Origin of the sequence: Streptococcus sp. K0074 (genome assembly GCF_048843365.1) — a bacterium.
Taxonomy (GTDB): domain Bacteria; phylum Bacillota; class Bacilli; order Lactobacillales; family Streptococcaceae; genus Streptococcus; species Streptococcus mitis_BM.
The window spans coordinates 1,778,380-1,792,227 of the sequence record NZ_CP184836.1 but is presented as its reverse complement, the minus strand read 5'-3'; the positions used below and the strand labels follow the sequence as shown (position 1 = coordinate 1,792,227).

Sequence of the window (13,848 nt, the reverse complement as noted above, 5' to 3'; positions counted from 1 at the left end):
AAGGCATCCAATCAGGTCTGAAAACTTGATTGGATGCCTTTTATAATAGAAAGACTTGCTGGATAGTTTACTTAATTGTCATCATATTACTAGAAAAAAGGATTGAAGGTCTTTTCGTGAGCGATGGTCGTAGCTGGACCATGTCCTGGATAGACATCGTAGTTTGGTAGGGTGAAGAGTTGAGTCTGGATACTATGGAGGAGTTGTTCCATACTACCAGTTGGAAGATCCGTCCGTCCGATTGTTTCACGGAAAAGAGCATCACCTGTCAAGACTAGGTGGGCATTAGGGAAGACGATAGAAACACCACCGATAGAGTGCCCTGGTGTTGGCAAGACAGTGAAACGAAATTCCTCCAGTTGGTATTCTTCGTGAAAGACAAAAGTGTGTTCTGCAGGTTTTGCGACTACATCTTCCATATCATCGTGGCGAGGGAGACCAGAGAGATTATCGACAGGAGTATAGAGCCAGCTGGCTTCACTCTCTGCGATATAGACAGGAGGATTGGCAAAAGTCTCACGAACCAAGTCCAAGCTCATGATATGGTCATAATGGGCGTGGGTCAAGAGAATAGCACAGATCGGTTTGTTGATGTTCTCTATTGTCTGACGAATGGCTTCCCAATGGCTACCAGGATCGACGACGATGAGGTGATTTTCGCCTTCTAGGTAATAGGTGTTTTCATAGGCAACAGGATTCACGGTTTTATGGATTTTCATATTAGCTCCAATCTCAAAGAATGTACTAAATTAAGTATAGCACAGTTAGGAAGAATAGGTAAGGATTTAAAATGAACTTAAAAACCAGCATGACTGGATGAAGACAGGCTGGTTATCAATTTATCAATATTGGAGAGGTGTCAATTGCCCTTCATAGGTTGCATAAACTCCGTCATTAGCTTGTTTGATAGATGTGATGTTTAGAGTGCCACCGTAGTTGGCTTCTCGTTTATCGCTATATTCACTATAAGTTATCCTATTGGGCAGGTTCTGGTCGTTAGCATAGTATTGAACGACTGTTTTTTTATAGCTTTGCTGGCTGAATAGAAACAGGCAGCTAACTCCTAACACTAGGAGAGCAAAGATAGAAATAGCAGTTTTTTTCATAGGTGTTCTCCTTATAAACTAAAGGATAAAAGAAAGTATCTTGAGGATTTTAATTCCAAAATCCAGTCAAGGTACCAGTGTATGTGACACGAGTTCCACTGTTTATCTTTCGTATATTCAATGGAATTGGGGAAGTCAGAAAGTCTTTCGGTTACAATATGGTTTCCGTTCTTCTATCTCTCCTTCTATCACCTAAGTTTAAAATCTAACTTCGTAATATATTATAGACTAATAATTCAGAATTATCAAGCAATTCTGAATTATTTTTTTCTTATTCTGTTCCAATCTAGTTTTCATATTCTTAAAAAAGTGATAAAATGGTAGGAAGAATTGGAGAGTAGAGATGCCAAAAGAAGTGAATTTAACAGGCGAAGAAGTTGTCGCTTTAACCAAAGAATATTTAACGGAAGAGGATGTCCATTTTGTCCATAAGGCCTTGGTCTATGCGGTGGAATGCCATAGTGGTCAATATCGCAAATCAGGCGAACCTTATATCATTCATCCTATCCAAGTGGCAGGTATTTTAGCCAAACTCAAGCTGGATGCTGTAACGGTAGCTTGTGGTTTCTTGCATGATGTGGTGGAAGATACTGATGCGACCTTGGACGATTTGGAAAGAGAGTTTGGACCTGATGTGCGCGTGATTGTCGATGGAGTTACCAAGCTCGGTAAGGTCAAGTACAAGTCTCACGAAGAGCAGTTGGCTGAAAACCACCGCAAGATGCTCATGGCCATGTCTGAGGACATCCGCGTTATCTTGGTCAAATTGTCTGACCGTTTGCATAATATGCGGACGCTTAAACACCTTCGAAAAGACAAGCAGGAGCGTATTTCCAAAGAAACTATGGAAATCTATGCCCCACTTGCCCATCGTTTGGGGATTTCCAGTGTCAAATGGGAATTGGAAGACCTATCTTTCCGTTACCTCAATCCAACGGAGTTTTACAAGATTACCCATATGATGAAGGAAAAACGCAGAGAGCGTGAGGCCTTGGTGGATGAGGTGGTCACAAAATTAGAGGAATATACGACGGATCATCACTTGAGAGGGAAGATTTATGGTCGTCCCAAGCATATTTACTCTATTTTCCGCAAAATGCAGGATAAGAGAAAACGGTTTGAGGAAATCTATGACCTGATTGCTATTCGCTGTATTTTAGATACCCAAAGTGATGTTTATGCCATGTTGGGTTATGTGCATGAACTTTGGAAACCCATGCCTGGTCGCTTTAAAGACTATATCGCTAATCGCAAGGCCAATGGTTACCAGTCTATCCATACGACTGTTTATGGGCCAAAAGGGCCGATTGAATTCCAGATTCGAACTAAAGCCATGCACGAGGTGGCTGAGTACGGGGTTGCGGCTCACTGGGCTTATAAGAAAGGCGTTAAGGGGCAGGTTAACAGCAAGGAATCAGCTATTGGGATGAACTGGATCAAGGAGATGATGGAGCTCCAAGACCAGGCTGATGATGCTAAGGAATTTGTGGACTCGGTCAAGGAAAACTATCTGGCAGAGGAGATTTACGTCTTTACCCCAGATGGAGCTGTCCGCTCTCTTCCAAAAGATTCAGGACCGATTGACTTTGCCTACGAAATCCATACCAAAGTCGGGGAAAAAGCAACTGGTGCCAAGGTCAATGGTCGTATGGTTCCACTGACAACCAAGCTCAAGACAGGGGATCAGGTTGAAATTGTCACCAACCCTAACTCCTTTGGGCCGAGCCGTGACTGGCTCAATATGGTCAAGACCAGCAAGGCGCGCAACAAGATTCGCCAGTTCTTTAAAAACCAAGACAAGGAATTATCCGTTAACAAGGGTCGTGAAATGCTGATGGCTCAGTTCCAAGAAAACGGCTATGTAGCCAATAAATTCATGGACAAGCGCCATATGGACCAAGTTCTGCAAAAGACCAGCTACAAGACAGAAGAATCCCTCTTTGCGGCCATTGGTTTTGGAGAAATTGGAGCTATTACTGTCTTTAACCGTCTGACTGAAAAGGAACGCCGTGAAGAAGAACGTGCCAAGGCCAAGGCGGAGGCAGAAGAACTTGTCAAAGGTGGCGAGGTCAAGGTTGAAAACAAAGAAACCCTCAAGGTCAAGCATGAGGGTGGTGTGGTCATTGAAGGAGCCTCTGGTCTCCTAGTGCGGATTGCCAAGTGCTGTAATCCTGTTCCGGGTGACGATATTGTTGGCTACATTACCAAGGGGCGTGGTGTGGCTATTCACCGTGTGGACTGTATGAACCTGCGTGCCCAAGAAAACTACGAGCAACGTCTCCTTGATGTGGAGTGGGAAGACCAGTACTCTAGCTCAAATAAGGAGTATATGGCCCATATCGATATTTACGGCCTCAACCGTACAGGACTGTTGAACGATGTACTGCAAGTTCTTTCAAACACAACCAAGAATATCTCAACAGTCAATGCCCAACCAACCAAGGATATGAAGTTTGCTAATATCCATGTGTCCTTCGGTATTGCCAACCTCTCTACATTGACCACGGTCGTGGACAAGATTAAGAGTGTGCCAGAAGTTTACTCTGTCAAACGGACCAATGGCTAATTGTCCTAGCTCTTACTAGAAAGGCTATTATGAAAATCATTATCCAACGGGTTAAAAAAGCCCAAGTTAGTATCGAAGGTCAGATTCATGGAAAAATCAATCAGGGGCTCTTATTGCTGGTCGGTGTTGGACCAGAGGACCAAGAGGAAGATTTGGACTATGCCGTGAGAAAGCTTGTCAATATGCGGATTTTTTCAGACGCAGAAGGCAAGATGAACCTGTCTGTCAAAGATATTGAGGGGGAAATTCTCTCTATTTCTCAGTTTACCCTCTTTGCGGATACCAAGAAAGGCAATCGTCCAGCCTTTACAGGGGCAGCCAAGCCTGATATGGCATCAGACTTCTATGATGCTTTCAATCAAAAATTAGCGCAAGAAGTGCCCGTTCAGACAGGCATCTTTGGAGCTGATATGCAGGTTGAGCTGGTCAATGACGGACCAGTCACCATTATCCTTGATACTAAAAATAGATAAGAAAGACCAAGCCCAGCCGGCTTGGTTTTCTCATCTATCATAAAATACTCCAAAATGAAATCTGTTCCTGATAGGCCTTGGGGAAATCTTGTTTCAGACTTTGGCTTATGCGGTAGGAAGAGATGAGATGACCTAGGATTAGGAGAGTTCCCTGAAGGAGAAGTGGCATACCACTTAAACATATCAAGGAGAGAATCATCAAGCTATCCCATAGGAGGATTTGAAAGGCAAAACGCCAGAATCTCGGTCTAATCTGGGAATAGAGGTGACTAAAGTGGTCACAAAGTTGGTTAGAAAGATAGGTCAATAGCACAGGATGAAAGAAAATGAGCCAACCGCTATAAATCAAAATCCAATCCCAAGTAAGTCCCTCTTTAAAGGTCAAAAATGTCAGCATGATTCCATCAATGACAAGGAGTTGAGTGGTTTTGATGAAGATGATTTTTTTCATGATAAAACCTCCTTTTCCTTAGAGACATTCCCACAAAGAGATATGTTTGTTGTAAAAGTCTAGATAGTTTTCTCTTAGGTAGTCCGCCGTCCTATAATATAAAGTAGAATGACAAGCAGTGACAATTGGCATAAGAGTGGGAAAACGCTGAGAACTAACGAAGGCTAAAAGGACAAAAAATAGAAAATCAATGGAGAGAACCCCTAAATAGTAGAAGCGAATCTTTTTATTGATTTGAGGATAAATCTCAGCGAATTGATGTTTGAGTCGGACAACCAAGCGAAATAACAGGAGTCCTTGAGTAAGGAGGAAAATAAAACCAGATAGCAAGAGCCACCCCAAAGATGTATCGGGTCTTTTGCTGAAAAATGCGAATAGTAGCAAATCGCTGACTGCAATTGCTGTAAAATGGATTCTAAAGAGATTTTTCATAAGATGACCTCCCTCTTTTATCTAACTTCATTCTACTCCAAAAGAATGGGAGTTACAAGTAAAATGATAAAAATAGCAGAAGGGAGATTCTCTTAAGTCGACTTGTTTTTTTATTTAAGTTTTCTTCTATTATCTTACTTCTTCATCATTCCAGACAAATAAAGCTCCGATTGCATTGAGGATATAAAAGATGTATTTTCCGATATTGGCAAAATTTCCTTGAATGCCAGCCTTTGTCAGCTGAACGAAATTGTAAATCAACCAAAAGCCCCACTGAGTTGTTAGTTTCAATGCGTTAAAAGCATTGGCAATGAGGGACAGTGCAAAGGCAATAGTTGTTACATATGCAAGGAGATTCATCTTGCCCCCATAGCCGATATAGTTGGTCACAAAGGCAAAGAGAAAGGCGATGATTGAAATGATGATGGCAGCCAATTTTACCTGTTTTTGGCTCATTTGGTTGGGTCTGCCTTCTTGCGAAGCTTCCCATTTCTTAATAGCAAAGGTATAAATGAGGAAAGTGACGGGATAGGTGATAATGGCCGCCTTATTTCCAAGGATATAATCAATAGCACCGGACAAAATGGTATTAACAATACCAAAGTAATTTCCCCATTTGCTTAATTTTCCCGTGAAACGAGTAGACAACATGGAAATCCCAACGTTGGTTACGGAAATCAATCCAAAGGGAACAAGAGCTGTCCATGGTCCCCAGTCTACAAATTTATCGAGGCGTGAGTTGAGGTAACCAGATGCGATCGCAATCCCAACGACCAGAGCAACTCCAAAGAGGTCAAACCATTTAGATGTCGCAAAAATTTTTAGTGATTTTTTCATAGGTTAAACTATCTTTCTTTTTTTTAACAAATATTCTACAACTAAATGAAAGCAAAATCAAATGATAAAAATAAAACCCTGAAAATCAAACTTTCAGGGTTGGTAGGGGACTTGAGAAATTAGTTTATTTTTTCGACATAGAGTTGTTTTGCGATGTCCATACTTACTTGTAAGTCCTCGTCTTTACTGAGGATAGTGAAGGTATTGCTGAAGCCATCAAACTGCTTGACTTGGAGCGGATCACCGATGTGGAGTGAGTGTTTGTCCAGATAATGGAAAATGTCAAAACTATCGTGCACCCGGGTCAGGCGGTAGGCGCCAGCTTCCTTGATATCAGCTAGTGGCAGGTTATTGATTTCAACTAAGAGTTCTCCCTTGGCAGGAATAGTACCTCCGTGGGGGCAGGTCTTGGGGAAACCTAGCAGCTTATCCAGTCTTTCCACGAAAAAGTCAGAGACAGTATGCTCCAAGACCTCAGCTTCCTCATGAATCTGGTCACTCGTATAGTCTAAATGATGGACTAGAAAAACTTCAATCAAGCGGTGTTTACGATAGAGCTCAGAGACCAGTTTGAGTCCGAGATCAGTCAGTAGATAGCCACATTCCTTGTCCTTGAGGATGAGATTTTCACTTTTCATCCGTTTAATCATTTCAGTTACGGCAGGGGGAGAGACTTGCATACGAGCCGCAATTTCCTTGTTGGTGATTTTATGCAGATCTATGCCGATTTCATAAATACATTTTAGATAGTCTTCTTTATTCGGGGTCATTCGCTTCCTCTTGTCTAATATCTTTATCTAGTATATCAAAAAAAGCTAGATTTCTCTAGGAGCCTACTGAAAAAGTCATTAAATTGATGGCTTTTTTGTTATACTAGAGATGAGGTGAAATAATGCTTGATAATCAGTTAACTATGGATGTCAGTCCTTATTCTAGTTTGTATGATATCGTGGTTCCTAAAACCCACTTTTTACGTCAGCTAACTGAACTCTGTGATTTTAGCTTTATTTATGATGAACTAGAAAAGAATTATCGTCCCGATTTTGGGCGTAAAGCTTATTCACCGATTATGATGTTCAAATATCTCTTGTTAAAAGATATTTATAAGTTATCAGATGTAGATGTGGTAGGACGTTCCTTGTCAGATATGGCCTTTAAATTTTTTCTTGGTCTAGCTCCTGAGGATTCTGTTATCGAGCCATCCTCTTTGACAAAATTTAGAAAGCTAAGAATTAAAGATGATAAACTGCTTGATGTATTGATTCAGAAGTCTGTTCAAATTGCACTCGAACATAACTTGATTAAGAGTAAAATCCTCATTGTGGATGCCACTCACACCAAATCTCATTATAATCATAAGAAACCCCAAGAAATCCTTAGAGAGCGTTCAAAAGCTTTACGTAAAACAATTTATCAACATTCAGAAGATATCAAAATAGAATTTCCAAAGAAACCTCAGGAAGATAACCTCGAAGCAGAGTTGACCTATACAGAGGAATTAATGGCTGTGGTTGAAAAACACGAGGAACTCTTAGCCCTACCGGCTGTGTCTCAAAAGTTCAATTACCTAAAAGAGGCTGTCGAGGACGACTTAGAACACTTGGAAGCTTCTGTTAAGGAGGAGGCTAGGCTTGGACATAAGACAGCCGACAGCTCTTTCTATGGATATAAAAGTCATATCGCTATGACGGATGAACGGATTATTACTGCTTGTGTGGTCACTTCTGGTGAACAAAGCGATGGGAAATATTTACCTGAGTTATATGCCAAAACAAAGGAAAATAGTCTGGACATCGAGACTATTATTGGTGATGCGGCTTATTCAGGAAAGGACAATATTCAACTAGCTCGCAAAGAAAAGATTCATTTGGTGTCAAAACTGAACCCTTCAGTTTCAAAAGGTTACCGTAAAGAAGAGGATGCGTTTGAATTTAATAAAGATGCAGGGCTATTTGTCTGTCCAGAAGGACACATGGCTGTTCGCAAAGCAAGGACAGGGAAAAAATATCAAAATAAGAATCAAGTTGTCACTCATTACTTTGACATTGAGAAGTGCAAGAGTTGCCTTTCCAAGGAAGGATGTTATAAGGAGGGGGCAAAGTCTAAAACTTATTCAATAGCCATTAAGAGTGACGACCATCTTTTCCAGAAGAAATTTCAGGAAACACCTTATTTTAAAGAAATGGCCAGACATCGCTATAAAATCGAAGCAAAGAATGCCGAACTAAAACAGAGACATGGCTTTGATGTCGCGAGAGCATCGGGTCTTTTCAGCATGGAGTTACAGGCAGCCACAACCATCTTCGTGGTCAATATGAAACGAATTATGACCTTAATAAATACAAAATAACCGAGGAACTCGCTCAAATTAACGAGAGATTCCTCGGTTTTCATTTCATTAAAAGTAAGAGACCTATTTTTTCAGTGGACTCTTCTCTAGCTGTGACTTTTTATGTTATACTTATTGCAAGAGAAAAAACGAGGAGATGGATATGACGAAAATAGCTCTTCTTTCAGATATTCATGGGAATACCACCGCCTTTGAGGCTGTTTTGGCAGATGCTCGGCAGCTAGGAGTGGATGAATACTGGCTTTTGGGAGATATTCTCATGCCAGGGACAGGGCGTAGAAGGATTTTGGACTTGTTGGCTCAACTACCGATTACAGCTAGAGTTTTGGGAAACTGGGAAGACAGTCTGTGGCATGGTGTCCGTAAGGAATTGGATAGTACTCGTCCCAGTCAACGCTATCTCTTGCGCCAGTGCCAGTATGTTTTAGAGGAAATTTCCCTAGAAGAAATTGAACTACTCCACAATCAACCACTCCAGATTCATCGTCAGTTTGGTGATTTGACGGTAGGAATTAGCCACCATCTTCCTGATAAGAACTGGGGGAGAGAGTTGATTCATACTGGAGCGCAAGAGGATTTTGACCGCTTGGTGACCAATCCGCCTTGCGATATTGCTGTTTATGGTCATATTCACCAGCAGTTGCTTCGTTACGGGACTGGTGGGCAATTGATTGTCAATCCGGGTTCAATTGGCCAGCCTTTCTTTCTAGATGCCCAGTTGCGGAAGGACTTGCGAGCCCAGTATATGATTTTAGAGTTTGATGACAAGGGCTTGGTAGATATGGACTTCCGACGGGTAGACTACGATGTGGCAGCTGAATTGCAGCTGGCTAAAGACCTCAAACTACCCTATTTTGAGGTTTACTATGAAAGTCTGGTCAATGGTATCCACCATACTCATCATCAGGAATTTCTGAGAGAATTGGCCCAGAAAGAGGGTTATGATAGGGAATTAGATGCCTGGTTGAAAAGTGGTAACGATTGACATTACAACCAAAAAGGGTATAATAAAAGAAAAAGAAGAGTAGAGGCAGGCTAGCCTCGTAAAAAGGAGAAGAGGATGCAAATTCCAAGTAGATTTACCATTGCGACTCATATGCTGATAATTATTGCCCTCGAGGGGAAGGAAAGCAAGGTGACCAGTGATTTTCTGGCTGCTAGTGTTGGGGTCAATCCTGTCATTATCAGAAAGACCTTGTCTCAGTTGAAGAAGGCAGAGCTGATTTCAGTAGCGCGCGGAACAGGGGGAACAGAGATTGTCAAGGATCTCAAGGATATTAGTCTATTAGATGTTTATCAAGCGGTTGAGTGTCTTGGAAAGACTGGTCAACTCTTCAATTTTCATGACAATCCAAATCCAAATTGCCCAGTTGGAGCTCATATTCATGAGGTTTTGGATCAAAAATTGGAGAGAATTCAGCTGGCTATGGAGGCTGAACTTGGGCAGACCAGTTTAGAACAGGTCGTGGCTGATGCAGAGAGTCAGATGAAGGATTAAGAGGGATAGATGCCCTCTTTTTCTCTTTAGATAATTATGATAAAATGTAGTTATTAAAGGAGGAAGAAATGTATCTCGTTATAGGAATTGTATTAGCCTTTATAGTGTCATTTTGGAAGGATAATAGAAGTTTGTGGAATCCAGTATTATTTTTATTATCTCTCATTTCCAGTTATTTTTATCTAGGCTACCTTTTTTATCAAAATGGGTATGAGAAGATTCATTTCGCTTTTTTTATATTTCCCTTTATTTTACTTCCTTTTTTGCTTTTTCTGAGTGGTATCTTTTTAATCTATAATGGGGTCATTTTGTTGAAGCGAGAGGGACGTTCAAAGGCCAATTATCTCTCCATGCTCCTTGGAATAGTCATTTTGGTATTTTTTGCCTTGATTTCATTTCGATTGGGAGGTCAAAATGAATTATTTTACACCAATCACTTTCTAAACATTTTATTTGTATTCATTTTCTACTCTTATTTTATTTTTGGCTTTGCTTTTACGGGTTTTATGCTGTACTCTATCTTGTATCTCTTTATTCCTAAGAAGAAGCATTATGATTTTATTATCATTCACGGTGCTGGTTTATTAGGCGGAGAAAAGGTAACACCTTTGCTGAAGAGGAGAATTGATAAGGCAGTAGAAGCTTACTACAAGTCTAAAAATTCTAACATAAAAATTATTGCCAGTGGCGGACAAGGAGCAGATGAAAAGATATCTGAAGCTCAGGCCATTACAAATTATCTGCTTGAAGAGACAGATGTTCCCCAAGATGCGATTATTCTGGAGGATCAATCAAGGACTACCTATGAGAACCTTCTCTTTTCTAAGGAACTTGGCGAGAAACTGGTAGCCAAACCTCAATTTCTCTTTGTTACAAATGACTATCATGTCTTTAGAACAAGTACCTATGCTCGTAAGTTAAAAATGAAGGGAGATGGCCTCGGATGTAGGACGGCAGGATACTACATACCATCTGCTTTTATTCGGGAGTACGTAGCGCTCTGTGTCAAGATGAAATGGCTTTTCCTTGCTTTTTATGTCCTGCTATCAGTCCTCATTTTGATAGCCTATAAAGGGGTTATTTGGTAGTTAGATTTTATTTAAAAAGACTTAGAATGCACATGAAAGTATGTATTCTAGGTCTTTTGTTTTATATACATTTGATTTTTGAAAGGTACTATCTATTCTTCCATGCTTGGTAACGGGTATCAATCAATAATTGAGTGAGGCGTCCCATGGTTTCTCTTTCTTCTGGAGTGAGGGATTGAGCTTGGACGAAGAGATGACGAATGTGTTCAAGCGCCCTTAAGGAAGACAGGTCATTGATGGAGCTAATCCCAGCATCTAGAATGGTGCCAAAGAAGAGGTCGAAGTAGAGCTGGAGTTCTTCGTCAGGGACTGTGGCAACCCACTCCTTGAAGGTTGTGTCGACTTGTTGGCTATCACTGTTGGTCTTATCCAGTTGGACGAAGCGCTTGTCCTCAATCTGCCAACTAAAGGTATCGTGCTGGGCGATACCACCCAAGGCAGTACTGTGCACGATGATTTGGTGGTTAGGGATTTCCATCATCATACCGATAATGGAGCCTTGTGGAATGAAGACCTTGGTTCTATCCATTATCCTTTGATAGCCCTCGGTTTGTGTCAGTTCTTTGTGGAGACCGGGAGCATCAAAGGTATAAACTGCTGTGATTTGATTTTGCAAGCTTTGCTCAATTTGGCTAGCAGCATAGATGGCTAGATTCCCTCCCTTGGAATGCCCAGCCAGAATGACCTTTTGCTTAGGATGTTGGGCAAAAAAGTTCTTTAAATAGCGGAGAGCGTGCTTTTGAGCAGGAATTTCCTTCATATAGGTCAGGTGGAAATCTTCCTTCCAGCCAATGATACTGTCATCTGTCCCACGAAAGACAATCAGATAGGTATCGAGAGTGAGGCGGTAGGTCATAGCCGCAAATTGTTTTTGCAGCTCAGGGTCGATGTCGTTGATAAAATGGGAGAGTTTGCAATTTTTGAAGCGTTTGTGTCGAGCTAATTCATCCAATAACTGGAGGCGATTTTTGCTGGTCAACATGTTAGGTTCTCTTGGAACCTGAGGTGCCAGGTCTAAAAGTCTCTGAGGAACTGTAGAGACCAGATTGTCAAAGGAGAGGTAGGTGATTTCTGTTAAGGCTAGAATGTCTAACTCATTCAAAGGAAGGTCGTAATAAGAATCGTGTGCGACATCTTTCAGATAGTCAAAAATATTGGTCATAAGAGCTTCTTTCTATTTATTTATCTTATCACAATCACATAGAATTTACTAGTTGGTTTGTACGAGCTCTCTACATACCGACCTGTAATGGTATGATTCAGACACATAGAAGACAGTTTGCTTTTATTTCAAACCTCTAAACATACTTGTTTGTATCTGTTTGTCGTCAATCCCATTCTCTTTTAAGAAATTTTTCATCTCATTTATATCATCAGGTTGGCCGGTTAAGAGATAAATAGCTTGGTTACCGTATTTCACAACCGCATTTTTTAAAAATGCTTGGCTTTGAGAAAAGGTTTCGCTAGTTTTATAAGTTAGATTCGGATTATTCTTACTAAGCTCTTTTAACTCATTATCAAAAATGTTTACTCTTTTGTCTAAATGATTAAGAATGATAGAGTGCTTACCAGCCCACTCTTTCACAACTGGACGTAGAGTAGAAATACCGACATTAGAGGCAAAACAAACCAGTGCTTGGTCATTGTCTTTAACAGATAAAGATGACTCCAGCCAACTCATCTCAATTTTACTACCAGCTGGTAAATGTGTTAAGGTTTCCTTAAACACGCTACCACTATTATGGGTTACAATAAGAATTTCATCCTCATCAGGAGTGGAAGCAAGGGTTAGCCATCGGCTAGCCTGATCCTCCTTTACTGGACTTTTGTCTGGACCAAACGAGCTGTCAGGAAGCTTAAACTGAGCATAGGAGCCAGCTTTCCATATTTGATTTTTTGGTTTTGTGATGTGAACTAAATACAAATCTCCGCTGGGATTTTCAATGGATTTTATCGATAAAGTTTGACTTCGTCCAAGATAGGTAATGATTCCCCAAGATATAAAGCCGAGCACTCCAAGTGTAGTTAGAATAATTATGAACATTTTTTTCCCTCGTTTCATTTTTAACTCCTATAGTGTAGTAATTTTCTATGAATGAATAATATTTTTTTTCATTCAATAATTTCCAAAAAATAAAGAAAAGATTTCTTTATTTCAGTATTCCTTTAATGAAGTTGGTTGCTAGTATTTCTACAGTTTTGCTAATATCTGGAAAATCATTTTCTGTGATATGCATATCCACGTAGTAAAATAGGTTGTAAACTTGTAAAATATCTTGAATTTTTTCTGGAGAATGGCCTTCAGCCTGCAAACGATGAGTAAAGGTTTTCACGAGAAATTGATGAAATGGATTCGTGACTTTTCCTTCTTCTGAGGAATAGTAGCTATGCAACTCATCTGCTATGGCAGGATTGTACCATTCTGCAAGGATTTTATTGGAAGAAACGAGTGCTCTGGATTGAGCAAAGAGTTGACTAATAAGATCAATCATATCAATTTCCCAATCCAGTTCTTCGATCATAGTTTGGCGAACACGGTTGTTTTCATCAATATAGATATCTAAAAAAATAGCCTCTTTACTTTCGTAATAGTTATAAAAAGATCCGACTGCCATATGAGCTTGTCTAGCAATTTCTGAAATTCCTGTCGCCTTGTATCCTTTTTTTGAAAAAACTTCATAAGCTGCGGATTTCAAAGCCTGTTTTTTGTCCAATTTGATTCACCTCTTTTCTGAATGAATATTAAATATTGTTCATTCATATCTTAACAAATCTTTTTCAGATTGTCAATCTGAAAGCTAGAACTTTTTACGGATACCACTCGATAAGGAGCTTTTCAATGTTAGAAGAGTATAGAGTGTCGTTTTAACTACACTCAAGGTTTGGAAGAATAGATATAAATTTTGGTTAAGGGGATGTATAAAAGAACTGAAATGAGGGTTGAAAAAATTAAAAATAAATGGGTAGTGCTGGCACTATGTCTGAAAATAAGGTATGATATCAATGGGGTTATTCACTATCTGTTTTTGAGCTGTTGTGACAAGGAA

At 40.2% G+C, this 13,848-nt stretch carries 15 protein-coding genes; 6 read left to right on the top strand and 9 right to left on the bottom strand.

Annotation, left to right across the window (positions count from 1 at the left end; all coding sequences use genetic code 11):
* Window positions 1-89: 89 nt before the first annotated feature.
* Together ACN076_RS08775 and ACN076_RS08770 are read right to left on the bottom strand one after the other, a co-directional pair.
* The gene (locus ACN076_RS08775) at window positions 90-719 is read right to left on the bottom strand and encodes an MBL fold metallo-hydrolase (RefSeq protein WP_420789847.1); all 630 of its coding nucleotides are present in this window, start codon (window positions 717-719) and stop codon (window positions 90-92) included.
* Window positions 720-842: 123 nt separating this feature from the next.
* Complete coding sequence (locus ACN076_RS08770) at window positions 843-1,070, bottom strand: hypothetical protein (RefSeq protein ID WP_313970275.1); 228 nt, start codon at window positions 1,068-1,070, stop codon at window positions 843-845.
* A gap of 379 nt (window positions 1,071-1,449) precedes the next feature.
* Here ACN076_RS08770 and ACN076_RS08765 point away from each other — a divergent pair, with 379 nt between their 5' ends.
* Both ACN076_RS08765 and dtd read left to right on the top strand, forming a co-directional pair.
* Complete coding sequence (locus ACN076_RS08765) at window positions 1,450-3,672, top strand: RelA/SpoT family protein (RefSeq protein WP_261033504.1); 2,223 nt, start codon at window positions 1,450-1,452, stop codon at window positions 3,670-3,672.
* A 29-nt stretch (window positions 3,673-3,701) separates the two neighbouring features.
* Complete coding sequence (gene dtd / locus ACN076_RS08760) at window positions 3,702-4,145, top strand: D-aminoacyl-tRNA deacylase (protein WP_261025531.1); 444 nt, start codon at window positions 3,702-3,704, stop codon at window positions 4,143-4,145.
* A 37-nt stretch (window positions 4,146-4,182) separates the two neighbouring features.
* Here dtd and ACN076_RS08755 read toward each other — a convergent pair whose 3' ends face one another.
* The 4 genes from ACN076_RS08755 to ACN076_RS08740 all read right to left on the bottom strand — a co-directional run bounded on the left by ACN076_RS08755 (window position 4,183) and on the right by ACN076_RS08740 (window position 6,635).
* Window positions 4,183-4,596: a hypothetical protein gene (locus ACN076_RS08755; RefSeq protein WP_420789846.1), complete on the bottom strand. Its 414-nt coding sequence runs from the start codon at window positions 4,594-4,596 to the stop codon at window positions 4,183-4,185.
* Between the two features lie 18 nt (window positions 4,597-4,614).
* Entirely contained in the window at window positions 4,615-5,028 is a 414-nt protein-coding gene (locus ACN076_RS08750) for a hypothetical protein (protein ID WP_420789845.1), read from the bottom strand.
* 129 nt (window positions 5,029-5,157) lie between these two features.
* Window positions 5,158-5,865: a nicotinamide mononucleotide transporter gene (locus tag ACN076_RS08745; RefSeq protein WP_004263086.1), complete on the bottom strand. Its 708-nt coding sequence runs from the start codon at window positions 5,863-5,865 to the stop codon at window positions 5,158-5,160.
* A gap of 119 nt (window positions 5,866-5,984) precedes the next feature.
* Window positions 5,985-6,635: a metal-dependent transcriptional regulator gene (locus ACN076_RS08740; protein WP_261124591.1), complete on the bottom strand. Its 651-nt coding sequence runs from the start codon at window positions 6,633-6,635 to the stop codon at window positions 5,985-5,987.
* 122 nt (window positions 6,636-6,757) lie between these two features.
* Here ACN076_RS08740 and ACN076_RS08735 point away from each other — a divergent pair, with 122 nt between their 5' ends.
* The 4 genes from ACN076_RS08735 to ACN076_RS08720 all read left to right on the top strand — a co-directional run bounded on the left by ACN076_RS08735 (window position 6,758) and on the right by ACN076_RS08720 (window position 10,801).
* Window positions 6,758-8,215, top strand: coding sequence for an IS1182 family transposase (locus tag ACN076_RS08735; protein WP_101786106.1), 1,458 nt, complete (start codon window positions 6,758-6,760; stop codon window positions 8,213-8,215).
* Between the two features lie 142 nt (window positions 8,216-8,357).
* On the top strand, window positions 8,358-9,200 hold the full coding sequence (locus ACN076_RS08730) for a metallophosphoesterase family protein (protein WP_261124592.1): 843 nt from the start codon (window positions 8,358-8,360) through the stop codon (window positions 9,198-9,200).
* Window positions 9,201-9,275: 75 nt separating this feature from the next.
* Complete coding sequence (locus tag ACN076_RS08725) at window positions 9,276-9,713, top strand: Rrf2 family transcriptional regulator (RefSeq protein WP_049521211.1); 438 nt, start codon at window positions 9,276-9,278, stop codon at window positions 9,711-9,713.
* Between the two features lie 68 nt (window positions 9,714-9,781).
* On the top strand, window positions 9,782-10,801 hold the full coding sequence (locus tag ACN076_RS08720; RefSeq protein WP_420789844.1) for a YdcF family protein: 1,020 nt from the start codon (window positions 9,782-9,784) through the stop codon (window positions 10,799-10,801).
* An 88-nt stretch (window positions 10,802-10,889) separates the two neighbouring features.
* Here the strand turns inward: ACN076_RS08720 and ACN076_RS08715 are convergent, their stop codons facing one another.
* From ACN076_RS08715 to ACN076_RS08705, 3 genes are all read right to left on the bottom strand, one after another.
* Window positions 10,890-11,963 carry a DUF2974 domain-containing protein gene (locus ACN076_RS08715; protein WP_420789843.1) on the bottom strand — a complete coding sequence of 358 codons (1,074 nt, stop codon included), beginning with the start codon at window positions 11,961-11,963 and terminating at the stop codon, window positions 10,890-10,892.
* A gap of 123 nt (window positions 11,964-12,086) precedes the next feature.
* A complete protein-coding gene (locus ACN076_RS08710; RefSeq protein ID WP_420789842.1) occupies window positions 12,087-12,863 on the bottom strand; it encodes a ferredoxin reductase in 777 nt (258 codons plus the stop codon).
* A gap of 88 nt (window positions 12,864-12,951) precedes the next feature.
* Window positions 12,952-13,521 carry a TetR/AcrR family transcriptional regulator gene (locus ACN076_RS08705; RefSeq protein ID WP_420790249.1) on the bottom strand — a complete coding sequence of 190 codons (570 nt, stop codon included), beginning with the start codon at window positions 13,519-13,521 and terminating at the stop codon, window positions 12,952-12,954.
* Window positions 13,522-13,848: the final 327 nt, after the last annotated feature.

Coding starts and splice junctions, on each gene's coding strand:
- ACN076_RS08750 (WP_420789845.1), bottom strand. CDS start 5,028: ATGAAAAATCTCTTTAGAATCCATTTTACAGCAATTGCAGTCAGCGAT.
- ACN076_RS08720 (WP_420789844.1), top strand. CDS start 9,782: ATGTATCTCGTTATAGGAATTGTATTAGCCTTTATAGTGTCATTTTGG.
- ACN076_RS08735 (WP_101786106.1), top strand. CDS start 6,758: ATGCTTGATAATCAGTTAACTATGGATGTCAGTCCTTATTCTAGTTTG.
- ACN076_RS08740 (WP_261124591.1), bottom strand. CDS start 6,635: ATGACCCCGAATAAAGAAGACTATCTAAAATGTATTTATGAAATCGGC.
- ACN076_RS08725 (WP_049521211.1), top strand. CDS start 9,276: ATGCAAATTCCAAGTAGATTTACCATTGCGACTCATATGCTGATAATT.
- ACN076_RS08755 (WP_420789846.1), bottom strand. CDS start 4,596: ATGAAAAAAATCATCTTCATCAAAACCACTCAACTCCTTGTCATTGAT.
- ACN076_RS08730 (WP_261124592.1), top strand. CDS start 8,358: ATGACGAAAATAGCTCTTCTTTCAGATATTCATGGGAATACCACCGCC.
- ACN076_RS08745 (WP_004263086.1), bottom strand. CDS start 5,865: ATGAAAAAATCACTAAAAATTTTTGCGACATCTAAATGGTTTGACCTC.
- ACN076_RS08765 (WP_261033504.1), top strand. CDS start 1,450: ATGCCAAAAGAAGTGAATTTAACAGGCGAAGAAGTTGTCGCTTTAACC.
- ACN076_RS08775 (WP_420789847.1), bottom strand. CDS start 719: ATGAAAATCCATAAAACCGTGAATCCTGTTGCCTATGAAAACACCTAT.
- ACN076_RS08710 (WP_420789842.1), bottom strand. CDS start 12,863: ATGAAACGAGGGAAAAAAATGTTCATAATTATTCTAACTACACTTGGA.
- dtd (WP_261025531.1), top strand. CDS start 3,702: ATGAAAATCATTATCCAACGGGTTAAAAAAGCCCAAGTTAGTATCGAA.
- ACN076_RS08715 (WP_420789843.1), bottom strand. CDS start 11,963: ATGACCAATATTTTTGACTATCTGAAAGATGTCGCACACGATTCTTAT.